This is a genomic window from Roseibium sp. (genome assembly GCF_965233565.1).
In the GTDB taxonomy this organism is placed as follows: Bacteria; Pseudomonadota; Alphaproteobacteria; order Rhizobiales; family Stappiaceae; genus Roseibium.
Map to the genome: position 1 here is coordinate 317,626 of NZ_OZ247494.1, position 13,390 is coordinate 331,015.

The 13,390-nt window shown below is 59.1% G+C and carries 10 protein-coding genes; 1 reads left to right on the forward strand and 9 read right to left on the reverse strand.

What is annotated here, in order from left to right; all coding sequences use genetic code 11:
* The first annotated feature begins 122 nt into the window (after positions 1-122).
* Entirely contained in the window at positions 123-524 is a 402-nt protein-coding gene (locus ACO6TG_RS01450) for a VOC family protein (protein WP_422376558.1), read from the forward strand.
* Between the two features lie 21 nt (positions 525-545).
* Here ACO6TG_RS01450 and dnaE read toward each other — a convergent pair whose 3' ends face one another.
* The 9 genes from dnaE to nuoN all read right to left on the reverse strand — a co-directional run bounded on the left by dnaE (position 546) and on the right by nuoN (position 13,376).
* The gene (gene dnaE / locus ACO6TG_RS01455) at positions 546-4,049 is read right to left on the reverse strand and encodes a DNA polymerase III subunit alpha (protein ID WP_422376559.1); all 3,504 of its coding nucleotides are present in this window, start codon (positions 4,047-4,049) and stop codon (positions 546-548) included.
* 484 nt (positions 4,050-4,533) lie between these two features.
* Complete coding sequence (locus tag ACO6TG_RS01460) at positions 4,534-5,250, reverse strand: ABC transporter ATP-binding protein (protein WP_422376560.1); 717 nt, start codon at positions 5,248-5,250, stop codon at positions 4,534-4,536.
* A gap of 11 nt (positions 5,251-5,261) precedes the next feature.
* On the reverse strand, positions 5,262-6,566 hold the full coding sequence (locus tag ACO6TG_RS01465; RefSeq protein WP_422376561.1) for a lipoprotein-releasing ABC transporter permease subunit: 1,305 nt from the start codon (positions 6,564-6,566) through the stop codon (positions 5,262-5,264).
* A gap of 83 nt (positions 6,567-6,649) precedes the next feature.
* Complete coding sequence (gene proS, locus ACO6TG_RS01470) at positions 6,650-7,978, reverse strand: proline--tRNA ligase (RefSeq protein ID WP_422376562.1); 1,329 nt, start codon at positions 7,976-7,978, stop codon at positions 6,650-6,652.
* 539 nt (positions 7,979-8,517) lie between these two features.
* Positions 8,518-8,808 carry a DUF1467 family protein gene (locus ACO6TG_RS01475; protein ID WP_094070933.1) on the reverse strand — a complete coding sequence of 97 codons (291 nt, stop codon included), beginning with the start codon at positions 8,806-8,808 and terminating at the stop codon, positions 8,518-8,520.
* Positions 8,809-8,811: 3 nt separating this feature from the next.
* Positions 8,812-9,216 (reverse strand): methylmalonyl-CoA epimerase, encoded by a 405-nt coding sequence (gene mce, locus ACO6TG_RS01480; RefSeq protein WP_094070934.1) that lies wholly within the window; start codon positions 9,214-9,216, stop codon positions 8,812-8,814.
* A gap of 217 nt (positions 9,217-9,433) precedes the next feature.
* Complete coding sequence (locus ACO6TG_RS01485) at positions 9,434-11,113, reverse strand: ribonuclease J (protein WP_422376563.1); 1,680 nt, start codon at positions 11,111-11,113, stop codon at positions 9,434-9,436.
* Between the two features lie 41 nt (positions 11,114-11,154).
* The gene (locus ACO6TG_RS01490; RefSeq protein ID WP_422376564.1) at positions 11,155-11,928 is read right to left on the reverse strand and encodes a biotin--[acetyl-CoA-carboxylase] ligase; all 774 of its coding nucleotides are present in this window, start codon (positions 11,926-11,928) and stop codon (positions 11,155-11,157) included.
* Between the two features lie 8 nt (positions 11,929-11,936).
* Positions 11,937-13,376 carry an NADH-quinone oxidoreductase subunit NuoN gene (nuoN, locus tag ACO6TG_RS01495; protein WP_422376565.1) on the reverse strand — a complete coding sequence of 480 codons (1,440 nt, stop codon included), beginning with the start codon at positions 13,374-13,376 and terminating at the stop codon, positions 11,937-11,939.
* Between the last annotated feature and the right edge of the window lie 14 nt (positions 13,377-13,390).

Here is a 13,390-nt window from a genome sequence, read left to right on the forward strand (position 1 = left end):
GTCAGGCTTGCTGACGACCGAAAGCCGACCGGCCGTCCTCGGGATAAACCAGGCACCACTTGACGCATTGTCTTGGCATTTTTACGCATAAGAACTGATAACCACAGGACTGGAAACTTCCCTTGATCACCAAAGGTATCAATCATCTTGGCCTCACCGTCCGCGACCTCGATCAGACAACGGCCTTTTTCACCGAGTTGCTTGGCTGGAAACTGCTGGCCCGGGACGACAGCTACCCCCGCACGACCGTCTCTGACGGCACAGCCAGGCTGACGCTCTGGCAGGCGGACCGGACAGCACCGATGACGGATTTTGACCGGAAAACCAATATCGGCCTGCACCACGTCGCCCTTGAGGTCGAAACGGAAGATGATCTGAAGGCGCTCGCCGGCAAGATAGAGGCCTGGCCCGGGGTGACGATGGAATTCGGCCCGGAACCGCTCGGCAATGGCCCGCGCAAACACATGATGTTTGCCGAACCCGGCGGCATCCGTCTTGAAATCATCTGGGCCGCTGGTCAATAGCAAACCGGCGCACGGCCTCCGTCACGCCAACTGTACGTCCGTGACGCCCGGAACCGCTTTCAACGCCCCGGCGATTTCCGGAGACAGACGGAATCTGCCTGGAAGCTTGACTTCGACTTCACGCGCACCGTTCTCCAGAAGCACAATCACAGTGACATCGCCTTCACCGCGCACCTGAAGCTGTTTGGCGAGACTCTGGATCGGGCGTTCGTCACGCACGAAGACGCGCATGCTCTTTTGAAGCCGCGCAGCCATCTTGTCGATCGGGTCGACCTGCTCGATGCGCAAGGACGGCTCATCATCGCGCATGTCCGCGCCCACAAGCACGATAACCGAACGCCCGGCCTGCAGCACATCCCTGAACTGTTCCAGCTTTTCCCGAAACAGCAGTGCCTCGTATTGCCCCGTGGCGTCCGACAACCGGGCAATGCCCATACGTGTGCCGCTCTTGGTCTTACGTTCCTGCATCGACACCACGGTGCCGGCCAACCGGCCGTGGGAAGCGCCCTGCTTGACCGCTTCGGCAAATTGCGTCCAGGGCTGCGCCCGCATCTTCTTCAGGACCGACGCATATTCGTCGATCGGGTGTGCAGAGAGATAAAAGCCAATGGCTGCATGTTCGCGCTGCAGCTTTTCTTCGTTCGTCCAGCCGTGGACTTCGTCGAGCTGAAGCGGTTCCTCACTGTCACTGCCGCCAAAAAGCTCGTCCTGCCCAAGCGTCCGGTTTTCCTCGCTGCGCTGTGCCAGACCCATGATCCGGTCAAGACCCTCGAACACCTTTGCTCTGCTGGGCTCCAGTTCATCGAAGGCGCCGGCGGCCACAAGATTTTCAAGCGTACGCTTGTTGAGCGCCTTTGGTGAAATCCGCCGCGCGAAATCCCCGAGGCTCTTGAACGGCGTCTCGCCACGTACTTCGACGATGTGTTCGACCGCCTGTTCACCGACACCCTTGATGGCGCCCATGGCATAAAGGATCTGGCCATCAGCGACGTCGAAATAGACCTGGGACCGATTGATCGACGGCGGCACGATCTCGATGCCCATGCGCCGGGCTTCCTGGCGGAAATCGCCCAGCTTGTCGGTGTTGCCGAGATCCAGCGTCATGGACGCGGCCATGAATTCCACCGGGTGGTTCGCCTTCAGCCACGCCGTGTGGTAGGAGACCAGCGCGTAGGCGGCCGCGTGCGACTTGTTAAAGCCGTAGTTGGCGAATTTGGCCACCAGGTCGAAGATCGTTCCCGCCTGGCTCTTGTTGATGCCGCGCTCAACGGCGCCGTCGACAAAACGCGCCCGCTGGACTTCCATTTCAGCGGCAATCTTCTTGCCCATCGCGCGGCGCAGCAAGTCAGCTTCACCAAGCGAATAGCCGGACAGAACCTGCGCGATCTGCATCACCTGCTCCTGATAGACGATGATGCCATTCGTCTCCATCAGGATCGGTTCCAGCAGCGGATGCAGGCAGTCCGGCTCCTGTTCGCCATGTTTCACGGCGTTGTAGACCGGAATGTTTTCCATCGGCCCTGGCCGGTAGAGTGCCACCAGCGCAATGATGTCTTCGAACCGGTCGGGCTTCATGCCGGCAATGGCCCGGCGCATGCCCTGACTTTCCAGCTGGAACACGCCGAACGTCTCGCCGCGCGCCAGCAATTCATAGGTTTTCAGATCGTCAATGGGCAGACCTGCGACATCCACGGTGATCCCGCGCCGCTCGATCAGCTTCACGGCCGTGTCGATCACGGTCAGCGTTTTCAGGCCGAGAAAGTCGAACTTAACAAGCCCTGCATCCTCGACCATCTTCATGTTGAACTGGGCGACCGGCATGTCGGACCGCGGATCGCGATAGAGTGGCACGAGCTGTTCCAGCGGACGGTCACCGATCACCACACCGGCCGCGTGGGTCGAGGCGTGACGGTAGAGCCCTTCCAGCTTCTGGGCCATGCCGAGCAGACGCTCGACGATCTCCTCTTCCCTCGCGGCTTCGCGCAGGCGCGGCTCATCCTCGATGGCCTGCCCCAGCGTGACCGGATTGGCGGGGTTCGCCGGCACCAGTTTGCACAGCCGGTCGACCTGGCCGTAGGGCATCTGCAACACGCGGCCAACGTCACGCAGAACGGCGCGCGCCTGCAGCGATCCGAAGGTGATAATCTGCGCCACCTGCTGACGGCCGTATTTTTCCTGAACGTAGCGAATGACCTCTTCACGCCGGCTCTGGCAGAAGTCGATATCGAAGTCCGGCATCGACACACGTTCCGGATTGAGAAAGCGTTCGAACAGCAGCGAGAAGCGCATCGGGTCCAGGTCGGTGATCGTGAGCGCCCAGGCCACCAGCGACCCGGCACCGGAACCACGGCCCGGCCCGACCGGAATGTCGTGCGCCTTGGCCCATTTGATGAAATCCGCAACGATCAGGAAGTAACCCGGGAATTTCATCCGTTCGATGATGCCGGTCTCGTAGTCCAGCCGTTCCCAGTAATCCTTTTCCTCCAGGCCCGGTGCCAGCCCATGCGCATCGAGACGCGCCTGCAGACCCTCGCGGGCCTGGCGCATCAGCTCAGCCGATTCCGCGCGCTCCGCTTCTTCCGGATCGGCGTCGGCGCCCGCAAAACGTGGCAGGATCGGCGCCCGCTTGAGCGGGCGAAAACTGCAGCGCCGCGCAATCTCGACCGTCGACGCCAGCGCTTCCGGCAAGTCGGCGAACAGAGCGCACATTTCGGCCCGGCTCTTGAAATAGTGTTCCGGCGTCAGTCTGCGCCGGTCGTCCTCGATCAGGACACGCCCTTCGGAGATACAGATCAGGGCATCGTGGGCCTCATAATCTTCTCGCTTGGGAAAAAACGCCTCGTTGGTTGCAACGATTGGCAGCTCAAAATCATAGGCAAGAGCCAGAAACGCGTCCTCGGTCTTGCGCTCGGCTTCCATGCCGTGACGCTGGATCTCGACGTAACACCGGCCGGAAAAAGCACCTGCAAGGGTCCGAAGCCGGGTCTCGGCCAGATCCTTGCGGCCCGCCAGCAAGGCCGCTCCGACTGGTCCCGAAACGCCACCGGTCAACACAATGACATCATCGGACTTGGACAGAAGATACTGCGCCGAAACATGTGGCCGCAAACCGGTCTCGGTATCCAGGAAGGCTCGCGAGGTCAATTCCATGAGGTTGCCGTAACCGACTTCCGTCATGGCAATTAGGACAACATCTGCTAGGGCTGGCTCTCCCTTGCGCGCGCCTTCCAGACCATCATCGAAAAATACCGACAGCTGGCAGCCCGTGATCGGCTGAATGCCGCTTCCCCAGGCCTTGCCGGAGAACTCCTGAGCGCCAAAGAGGTTGTTCGTGTCGGCAATCGCAAGGGCCGGCTGGTTGTCGGCCGCAGCCAGATCCAGAAGTTTCTTGATCGGCAGCGCGCCTTCCAGCAGCGACAGTGCCGAGTGCACTCTCAGATGGACATAGCCCGGCCCTGCATGACCACTGCCCTCCGGCGCACTCGTACCATTTTCAGGAGAAGGATCGGCAACAGAGCCGGACATAGCGCACCCACGACGTCTTCCAGGAATCAGCGTGTCAGTGAAGCTGTTTCATGGACGTCTGTCGAGATGGCAGAGCCGTCGTCCCCGCTGTTCTTTTCGCTGGCGCGCTCCTGCTCGTCGCACGGCGACAGGAGCGCCTCCGAAGCACGCCGATAAACAACGGCGGGATCTTAGTGAACGGAAAACAGCACGTCGCCCCAGACGGCGAGCGTGGTGCAGAAGCAGACGAGAGACCCGAATGCGGCAAAATCACGAGCGATATGGAACATGTCGTCCTCCAAGCTTTAGGCCTTGCGTAAAGGGACTATGTTCCATTTATGTTCTCTTTGCAAGCGCTTTTTGTTCCACTTGCCAGCAGGCAAATCAAATTCTCTGAAATCTTGCGTTTTTGCTTTGTTCACACCAATCTCAGCCCTTCGAAACCATAGATCTCGAAGGGGCCACACGCGCCGGCGCATCTTTGTTGTTGGGTAATCTGATCCGGCTAAAGATCCTTGACCTGACCGTCCTGAAGCGTGATTGCGCGGTCCATACGCCCAGCCAGCTCCATGTTGTGGGTGGCAAAAAGTGTCGCCACGCCGGAAGCACGCACCAGTGCAGACAGGGCATCGAACACATAGGCTGCAGTCTTGGGGTCAAGATTGCCGGTGGGTTCGTCCAGCAACAGGATGCGCGGCGCGTTGGCAACCGCGCGGGCGACGGCCACGCGCTGCTGTTCACCACCGGAAAGTTCGGACGGCCGGTGTTTGCCGCGCTCGCCGAGCCGCATGTAGCTGAGCAACTCGTCCGCCCGTTCCGCCGCCACCTTTTTCGGCAGGCCGCGGATCATCTGCGGCATCATGATGTTTTCCTGGGCGGTGAATTCCGGCAGCAGATGATGGAATTGATAGACGAAGCCGATATCGTTGCGCCTGATGGCAGTTCTCTCGGCATCCGAAAGGTCGGAGCAATTGACCGGGCCCAGGAAAACATCGCCATCATCCGGTCGTTCCAGCAATCCGGCAATGTGCAACAAGGTCGATTTGCCGGTTCCCGATGCAGCAACAAGGGCGACCATCTCGCCGGCCTCGATCCGCAGGTTGGCCCCTTTCAGGATATGTAGTTCCCTGTCGCCTTCATCGAAGCTGCGCGTGATGCCCGAAAGCTCAAGCGCAGCAGGAGCAAGGCCCGGCGTGCGTCGCGGGTCAACGGCCATGTTCATCTCCCGTCTCCCTATTCATACCTGAGTGCTTCGACCGGATCGAGCCGGGCGGCCCGCCAGGCCGGATAGACGGTCGCCAGCAGGGACAGCCCGAGAGCCATAAGAAGAACGGTCAAGGTTTCGCCGCTGTCGATATCTGCTGGCAGCTTTGACAGGAAATAGAGCTCGGGCGAGAACAACTCGGTGGTTGTCATCCAGGAAACAAACTGCCGGATACTCTCGATGTTGAGGCAGACAACCAATCCCAGAAGAAAACCGGCCAAGGTTCCGACGCAGCCGATACTGGCTCCGGTGATCAGGAAGACACGCATGATTGCACCGCGGGTCGCGCCCATGGTTCGCAAGATGGCAATGTCCTTGCCCTTGTCCTTCACCAGCATGATCATGCCCGAAATGATGTTGAGCGCGGCCACAAGAACAATCAGGAACAGGATGATGAACATGACGTTCCGTTCCACTTCAAGGGCCGAGAAGAAAGTGACATTTCGCTGGCGCCAATCGGTGACGAATGTTGGTCTGTCTGCGGCCTCTTCGATGGCCGGCTTCATCAACCCCACCTTGTCCGGGTCAACGACATAGACTTCAAGGCCTGTCGCCTTGTCATCCATGTTGAAATACGCCTGTGCTTCTTCCAACGGCATGAACACGAATGTTGCATCATATTCGCTCATGCCGATTTCGAAGATCGCAGTGACAGGATAGGGTTTCATCCGCGGCGTCACGCCGATTGGCGTGACAGCTCCACGGGGAGAAATGACCGATACATTGTCGCCGAGTGTGACCCCCAGTTGCTGTGCCATCCTCGAACCAATGGCAATCCCCTCACCCTGATCGAAATCATCGAGAGACCCGGCTTGAATATTGCCTGCCACCAAGGGCATGCGGCGCAGATCCTTCTCGTGCATACCACGCACGAGTGAGCCGAAATTTCCGGCAGGACCGGACACCATGGCCTGTCCTTCAATAAACGGGATCGCCGCTACGACTTCCGGAACCGTTTCCAGTTTGGGCGCAATGACATCATAGTCGGTCAGCGGCAGGTCGATCGGCTGGACCAGCATGTGGCCATTAATGCCAAGGATCTTGCTGAGCAGCTCCGTACGGAAACCGTTCATCACCGCCATGACAATAATGAGTGTCGCAACCCCGAGCATGATTCCGGCAAAGGAAAAACCGGCGATCACCGAAATAAAGGTCTCACGCCGGCGCGATCGCAGGTAACGGCCGGCAATCATCCATTCGAAAGGCGAGAAAGGGCGCGTTGAAGCTGCAGGTTTCTGACTGTTGTCAACGTCTGCCGTGTCTACCGCTGTCATTGTCCATCCATTTCAGCCATGCCCCGGCGGCGCGCTGTAATAAAGCGCGCCGAATCCCAATGCCAAAGCATCGACGGATGGCTTTAGTCCGTCAATGCCGCGGTCAGCTTGTTCAAGGTGGCCTCCGGAGAAAGCATTTCCTTTTCCCCAGTTGCACGGTCCTTGACTTCCAGAAGGCCGTCTTTCAGCCCCCGTGGCCCCGCCACCACCTGGTAAGGCAGGCCGATCAGGTCCATCGTTGCGAACTTCGCACCCGCCCGCGTGTCGGTGTCGTCGTATAGAACTTCCATGCCCGCTGCCTCAAGCTTGGCATAAAGGTCCTCAGACGCGGTGTCCGTCAGCTCATCGCCCGGTTTCAGATTGACCAGCCCGACATGGAACGGCGCGACCGACTTCGGCCAGATGATTCCGTTGTCGTCATGATTGGCTTCGATCAAGGCACCAAGAAGGCGTGAAACGCCAACACCGTAGGAACCCATGTGCACCGGAACCTCTGTGCCCTCGGCGGTGGCGACTTTCGCGCCCATGGCTTCGGAATACTTGGTACCGAAATAGAAAATGTGACCAACCTCGATGCCCCGCGCAGAAACACGCGTGTCTTCCGGTAGCGCATTAAAGGCTGTCTCGTCGTGCATTTCGTCGGTGGCAGCGTAAGGCGTCGTCCACTCAGTCACGATTGACGTCAGATCCGAGAAGAAATCCGTGTCTTCCGCCGGGGTCGGCATCTCCAGCAGCGACTTGTCGCAGAAGACTTCGCTTTCACCGGTCTCGGCAAGAATGATGAATTCATGGCTCATGTCGCCGCCAATCGGCCCGGTGTCGGCCTTCATCGGGATCGCCTTCAGACCCATGCGCTCGAACGTACGCAGATAGGCGACAAACATGCGGTTATAGGCATGGCGCGCGCTTTCCTTGTCGAGATCGAAGGAATAGGCGTCTTTCATCAGGAACTCACGGCCGCGCATCACGCCAAAGCGCGGACGCACCTCGTCGCGGAACTTCCACTGGATATGGTAGAGATTGAGCGGCAGGTCCTTGTAGGAACGCACATAACCGCGGAAGATGTCGGTGATCATCTCCTCATTGGTCGGCCCGAAGAGCATGTCGCGCTCATGACGGTCGGTGATGCGCAGCATCTCCTTGCCGTAGGCATCATAGCGGCCGCTTTCGCGCCAGAGATCCGCGGACTGGATGGTCGGCATCAGGAGCTGGATGGCTCCTGCCCGTGCCTGTTCTTCCTCGACGATGCGTTCGATCTTGCGCAGCACCTTCAGTCCCAGCGGCAGCCAGGAATAGATACCGGCCGACTGCTGGCGGATCATGCCTGCACGCAGCATCAGCCGGTGTGACACGATTTCCGCCTCTTTGGGCGTTTCTTTCAGGATGGGCAGGAAGTAGCGGGAAAGACGCATGAAGGTTCTCTTGAAGTTGGCATCGCCTGTTTGGTGCGCAGTCAAAGCGCATGCAGCGCACAAAAACAAGCCCTTTACGATTTTCCGCGCTGGTTTTGCATTTAGGCGTGTCGAATTGGCCAAAAAACAAGGCAGTCCCTGACATTTGCCAGCTAACTGATTACACGCCTAAATACGAAGAATTTAGTAGAAATTACCGCTAAGGAAATAGACAAGCAAAAAAATTGAGCTGTGCACGACAAATAGGTGACAAGCCTGAATCAATCAGATAGGTTCCATCCTCATAACAACAAGATGCCTTGGCAGAAATGTCAGGAGGCTCAAGGACATCGCGGTCTGAGTCTTGGGAGGAAGGACCCTCAGGCGCACCTTTACGGTCCGCAGCCGCCCGGCCAGGTTGAACAATCGACCGGTACGGGTTTAAGGGTCAAATTTAGACGCGGAACTATTCAAGGCAGAGCTTCGGCTCTGCCTTTTTTCTTGTATTCAGTCTTTCAGAAATCGCCTTGGGCGCGCATCCGACCGCCGGGGCTATGGAATCAGCTTCCCGGCTGGCTGTAGCTGTTTCCCGGCGGGTTCAGAAACGGAATGTCATCCAGTCCGAATCCCGAGTTTCTGAGGCTTACATAAGCGGTGAAGATCACGGACGCGACGATTGTCGTGATAACGATCACTTTCAGGAACTGGGGTCTTTCCGGAGCACTCGGCTCGGAGCCAGGCAACACCTCCCCGGCCTCTTCCTGGGTCCGGCGCAAGCCGAAAGGCAGGATGGCAAACAGGACGATCCACCAGATCAGAAAAAAGACCGCCAGAGCATACACCACGGACATTGATCAGGCCTCTTCCAGTTCCGTCAACGTGCCGAGAAAGTCCTTGGGATGCAGGAACAGCACGGGTTTGCCATGAGCGCCGATCTTCGGCTCGCCATCGCCGAGCACGCGCGCACCTTCTGCCATCAGCTTGTCGCGGGCAGCGCGAATGTCGTCGACCTCGTAACAGACATGGTGGATGCCACCAGACGGATTCTTTTCCAGGAACTTTGCAATCGGGGAATTTTCCCCGAGCGGCTCCAGCAGCTCGATCTTGGTATTCGGCAGATTGATGAACACCGTGCTCACACCGTGATCCGGTTGTTCTTCCTTCGCTGAAACCTCGGCGCCGAGCGTGTCCCTATAGACAGCGGTCGCCGCTTCGATGTCTGACACTGCAATCGCCACGTGATTGAGCCGTCCGATCATGCATTCACCTCCACAAAACGACATTGACTGCAGGACCAGGATCCTCCTGGTCGTTCAAGCAGGTTCAAACCTCGCCCTGAGAAAAGCCGTAGGACAGTCGCGAAGTATCGGCAACACGCTCTTTAACGAGCGCTGTTCCTTCGAGACGTACCTTCTGGCCCTGGTCTGGACGAAAGCTTCCGGGTTTTACCCCATCAAAGCCAGGCTTCGTAGTTGACTATAGTTGCGACACCATCACCTTGCAGAGCGTCTTTTTGCCCCACACGTCGAGGATCTCGGACCGGGCTGCGCGCCGGGCGGCCTCGCCCACCAGATCCTTGTCTTTGCGACGCGCCTTCGGGATGCTCGTCACGGCACCTATCACGGCCTTGGAAACGATCTCTTCCATGGGCTCACCGTCGTCATCCGTGTCCGGCAGGCCAAGCAACGTGATCAGCGGATCGGTCAGAAGTTCGCCCTTCCGGTTCACCACGAGCGCGATGATCGCCGCACCTGCGAAGGAGAGCTTGCGCCGTTCCTTGACGCCAGTGACCTCCGGGTCGTCCAGAATATCACCATCCTTGACCAGAATTCCGGACGGGGCTTCGTCGATGACCCCGGCCCGGCCTGCGGAGAGGCGAACAACGTCGCCGTTCTTGCCACGCACCACTTCCGGAACACCCTGTGCCTTGGCAAAGGCGGCATGGGCGGCCAGGTGCAGCGGCTCGCCATGAACAGGCAGAACGACCTTCGGCTGAACAAGCTTGTAGAGCTGTTCCAGTTCACCGCGGCGCGGGTGACCGGAAACATGAACCAGCGCATCCCGGTCGGTGACAATCTCGACATCCTTGTCGGCAAGATTGTTCATGACCGCGCCGACTTCCTTTTCGTTGCCCGGAATGGTGCGCGAGGAGAAGATCACCATGTCGCCCTTGGTGAGCGCAACATTGCGATGATCCCCTGCAGCGATCCGGGCAAGCGCAGCCCGGCTTTCCCCTTGCGATCCCGTACAAAGCAACACGGTCTTTTCCCGGGGCAGATAGCCATAAGCCTCTTCGTCATGGAACTGGGGCAGACCATCCAGATATTCCAACTCACCGGCAACCTCGATCACCCGGTGCATCGAGCGGCCGACAACCACGATATCCCGGTCATTGGCGGCCGCTGCTTCGGCAATCGCCCGGATCCGCGCGACGTTGGAAGCAAAGGTGGTAACGGCGATCCGCTTCTTGGCGCGGGCCATCACTTTCTTCAGTTCTTCGGCCACATCCTGTTCGCTCGGGCTCACCCCGTCGCGGACAGCATTGGTACTGTCGCACACCAGGGCCATCACCCCTTCCCGGCCAAGCTCTGCCAGCCGGTCCAGATCGATCGGCTTGCCGACACCAGGGGTCAGGTCGATCTTCCAGTCGCCGGTGTGCAGCACAAGACCTGCAGGTGTGCGGATCGCAAGCGCGCAGGGTTCCGGGATCGAGTGCGCCATCGCGACGAACTCCACGTCAAACGGTCCGATCTTGTGCCGCTCGCCCTGGCGCACAACGGTGACCGGAACTTCTTCCGCCCCCGGTTCGCTTTCCGCCTTTGCCGCCAGCAGACCGGCCGTGAAGGCCGTCGCATAGACCGGCACCTTCAGATAGGGCCATAAGTGCAGGATGGCGCCGTAATGGTCTTCGTGGGCATGCGTGATCACCATGCCGACAATATTGTCGACCTCATCTTCCAGAAACTTGATATCCGGTACGATCACGTCGATGCCCGGAAGGTCCGGACCGGCGAAACTCACGCCACAATCGACGATCAGCCAGCTTCGGTCATCTTCAGGACCAAAGCCATACAGCCCGAGATTCATTCCGATTTCGCCGACCCCACCCAGCGGCAGAAACACGATGTCATTGTCTGTCATCTTGGCCGAAGCCATGGATTGCTCCTTCAACATACCGCGGGCCTGCAGCGTGGCGCTCAACGCCCTGGTAAAAACACGTCGCCCGCATATAGCGTGCGCTGGCGGCCATCATCCAGTCTCACAACCAGATGGCCGCGCGCATCCAGATCGGCAAAAATGCCGGTAATCTCTTCCTGGGCCGTTCTGACCGTAATGGTCTTGCCCAGATGGGCCGCCCGCTTGAGCCAGTCTCTGCGAATACTGTCAAAACCGCCAGGCAGTTGCCAGCGTGCCAAAGTGTCGGCCATTGCAGCGGACAGACATTCAAACAACCGTTCCGCAGTGACCTGAAAACCCAGGCTCCTCAAGTCCGTTGCCTGATAAAGCGACAGCTGCGGATGGGTCACACAATTGACGCCGAACCCGATCACGACAGCCTGCCGTCCATCGGAGAGCGTTTCCGCTTCCAGCAGGATGCCCGACAGCTTTTCACCTTCAACCAGAAGATCGTTCGGCCATTTCAGCGATACCAGTTGCAGTGTCCCGGCGGCTTTGTCAACGGCCTCGGCAAGTGCGACAGCTGCTGCAAGCGGCAGTTCACCGATCCGATCAGCCGGTTGCGGATTGATCAGCAGCAGACTGGTGAAGAGGTTTCCGCCGGGAGAGGACCAGTCGCGGCCACGCCGCCCCCTGCCCTCTGTCTGCTGGTCCGCCCTGATCCAGAGCTGGCCGGGATGTCCCCTCTGCGCCCTTTCAAAACAGAGCGAGTTGGTCGAACCGACACTGTCATGTTCTTCAAAGCGAAAGTCCGGCGCACCTGGCGCCGGACGTTCCTCGGATCTTCCTGTCATGTGACCGGTCAGAACAGCGACTGCGCTGCTGCGCTGGCTGCATTGACGACCTGTCCCGGTGCCAGCCAGAAGAAGATCACGAACACGCTGGACAGGCCAAGCACGACCTTCAGCTCCGCCGGCATCTTCTCAAAGCCTTCAACCGGCTCGTCGAAGAACATGATCTTGACGATGCGGAGATAGTAATAAGCGCCGACAACCGACATCAGGACACCGATGATCGCCAGCGGATAAAGCCCGGCCTCAACCGCTGCAACGAAGACGTACCATTTGCCGAAGAAACCGACCAGCGGCGGAATGCCGGCAAGTGAGAACATCAAAAGGCCCAGCAGGATGGCCATCGGCAGATTGGTTTGCGACAGACCGGACAGATCGCTGATCTCCTCGACCATGCCATCCTTGCGGCGCATGGAGAGGATGCAGGCAAAGACGCCGAGCGTCATGCCGAGATAGGCCATCATGTAGAAGATCACGCCTTCCACGCCGGTCTGCGTTCCGGCCGCCAGGCCGACCAGCGCATAGCCCATGTGACCGATAGAGGAATAGGCCATCAGGCGTTTCAGGTTGCGCTGACCGATCGCGGCAAAGGCGCCAAGCGCCATGGAGGCGATGGAGACAAAGACGACGATCTGCTGCCAGTCGCTGGTGACCGGCTGGAACGCGTCGATGACGATCCGCACCATCATGCCCATGGCCGCCACTTTGGGTGCCGCAGCCAGGAAGGCGGTGACCGGTGTCGGAGCGCCCTCATAAACGTCCGGCGTCCACATGTGGAACGGAACGGCGGAAATCTTGAAGGCAAGGCCGGCCAGAATGAAGGTCAAGCCGAAGACCAGGCCAAGCGAAGCGCCTTCGTGAGACAGAACCTCTGCGATACCGGCAAAGGACACCTGACCAGAGAAACCGTAGACCAGCGACATGCCGTAAAGCAGCATGCCCGACGACAGCGCGCCAAGAACGAAGTATTTCAGGCCGGCTTCCGTCGACCGGACACTGTCGCGGTTGATGGCGGCGACCACGTAGAGCGACAGACTCTGCAGCTCCAGGCCCATGTAAAGCGCGATCATGTCGTTGGCCGACAGCATGAGCATCATGCCGAGCGTCGCCAGCACGATCAGGATGGGATATTCAAAGTGATCGAAGGACTGGCTCTTGGCATAGGCCCATGACATCGCAATGGCGAAGAAGGACCCCATCAGCACCAGCAGCTTCAGAAGATAGGCGAATTCATCGAGAACGAAGGATCCACCGAAGGTCTCCCCAAAGGTTGGCACGAACAGCAGCACAAGGAAGGTGCCGCCGAGCAGGCCCATTGCGCCACCGAAGACGGCGTAGCTGACACCCTTGCCGCCAAAGGCGCCGATCATCAGCAGCGTCATTGCTCCGAGGGCCAGGATGATCTCCGGCAGGACCGGCATGAGATCTGGCAGTTGGCTCATATCTGACATGGCTCTGTCTCGTC